General features: G+C 75.4%; 1 pseudogene. It reads right to left on the bottom strand.

What is annotated here, in order from left to right:
- Positions 1-45 precede the first annotated feature (45 nt).
- Positions 46-2179 (bottom strand): annotated as a pseudogene (gene carB, locus ABZ471_RS48425) (carbamoyl phosphate synthase large subunit); the annotation flags it as partial.

Below are 2179 nucleotides of genomic sequence, written 5' to 3'. Positions count from 1 at the left end.
GGCGGGCCGTGGGACTGTTCCCACGGCCCGCCGCCCGGGCCCGAGTCAGTGTGCGGTGATCGGTGCCGTGGCGGACTGCCACTCCTGGAGAGACCGTGTCGGCATGCTGTTCTGAGGGCGCCGGACGCGGTCGATGCCCTGGACGGCGGCGGCGAGGGCCCGGACCGTGGTCAGGCAGGGAACGGCGTGGGCGGCCGCGGCAGCCCGGATCTCGTGACTGCCGGGCGGGCCCTCGTCGCCGCGGTGCGTGATGACGACGAGGTCGACCTGCCCGTCACGGACGAGCCGGGCGGCAGCCGACTCGCCGGTCGTGCGCACGGTGCCGGCCCCGACGCCGTTGCGCCGGAGCACGTCGGCGGTGCCCGCCGCCGTCAGCAACTCGAAACCCATGGCGGCCAGTTCGCGAGCGGGGAAGACCATCGAGCGTGCGTCGCGGCCGGCCACGCACAGCAGGGCGCGGCCCTTGGTCGGCAGCGAACCCTGCGCGGCGGACCGGGACGTGGCGTAAGCCGCGCCGAAGTCGGCGCCGATCCCCATGACGTCACCGGCGGTCAGGACGCTCTGCCGGACGGAGATCGGCGCGTCCGGCGGCAGGGTGCCACCGTCGCCGCTCTTCCGGAGCAGGCCCTCGCCGCGCAGTTCGGCCACGGTGGCGCCGAGCACGATGCGTCCGGCGGCCCGCGCGAGCGGTACGGCGGTCGCCTTCGAGGTGAAGGGCACCGTCCCGGAGGCGTACGGTTCGGCACCCAGCACGTGGACGACTCCACCGGCCAGGGCGTACCGGACGGACAGTGGCCCGCGCACGCCCAGACCCGTGGCGACGGCCTCGGTGACGGTGCGCAGGCGCGCGATGTCGTGCCCGCCGAGGGTGACGGGCGGCAGGACGCAGGCCGAGTCACCGCTGTCGGTGCCGGGTTCCCCGACGTGTTCCATGACTCCGCCGAGGTAGAGCTCGGTCCCGTCGAACAGGGCGTCCACGCCGACCTCGACGGCATCGCGCAGAACCTGGCCGATCAGCAACGGCCGCCCGCGGTCCGGGGCACCGTGCCGGGCGAGCCAGGAGGCCAGAGCGCCCTCGTCGTGAACGACCTCCGGGCCGGCCCCGCCGGGCACGTCCGGGCGGACCACCGTCACCGGGTACTCGATCTCCGCGGCGACCTCCTTCGCCGCCGTGGCGGAGGAGGCGGTGCCGTGCTTAGGAGCGGACAGCCCGGCCGCGCGCAGCAACCGGTGGAACGCGCCGGGGTCCCCGGCGAGGCGGACGGCGTCCGGCGGCGTGCCGAGGATCGTCACGCCGCTGTCCCGGAGCCCCTGCGCGAGACGCAGGACCCCTGCCCCGCCGAACTGTGCGACGACCCCGGCCACCGGCCCGCTCTGCCGCTCGGCGTGCACGACCTCCAGGACGTCCTCCACCGTGAGCGGAGCGAAGTGGAGCCGGTCGACACTGCCGTGGCCGGCGGACAGCGGCGCGGGGTCGCAGGTGACCACGACGGTTTCGTGGCCGGTCGCGCGCAGCGCGGCGGCCGCGTGGACGGCGGCGTGAGCGAACGCACCGCTCTGAGTGTCGAGCACGGGGTCGGGACCCAGGATGATCACGGCGGGCCTGGCACGCCGCGCGACCGGGGCCGCCTCGTGAGCGCTCTCGCCGTACGAGAGTTCGGGCGGGGGTTCGTACGAGGAAGACAGACATGGCGTCCTGCCCTCGCCGCCGCCCAGGGCCCGATGGACCGGACGAATCCCCAGGGCGTGCCGCACCTCGCGCACCGCGGTTTCCTGCATCGACCGCAGGCCGGCGATGCGCGCGTCGGAGAACCCGTGGCGCTTGGCCTCGGCCAGAAGCCCGGGGTCGAGACCGGGGGCCGCACTGATCTCGTCGGCGACCTCCTCGATGAGGGCGAGCTGCTCGGCCAGCCAGGGATCGGCCCTCGCGGCGTCGAGGACCGCCCGGCCGCTCGCGCCCGGGCCGGCCGGCTCGCCGTCCCGCGCGCGCAGAGCCTTGTTCAGCGCCTCGGCGAAGGTCCGGCCGATCCCGGTGGCCACGTCGCCCGCCCGGACCACCACGTGGCCGGGCGGCTGCTCGGCGATGTCGTTCGGGATCTCGTCGAGGGTGTGGCCGACGGCGAGCTTGGCGGCGATCTTGGCGATGGGGAAGCCGGTGGCCTTGGAGGCGAGCGCCGAG

Origin of the sequence: Streptomyces sp. NPDC005728, from assembly GCF_040630895.1 — a bacterium.
Lineage (GTDB): Bacteria > Actinomycetota > Actinomycetes > Streptomycetales > Streptomycetaceae > Streptomyces.
This window is presented reverse-complemented; position numbering and strand designations above follow the sequence as displayed.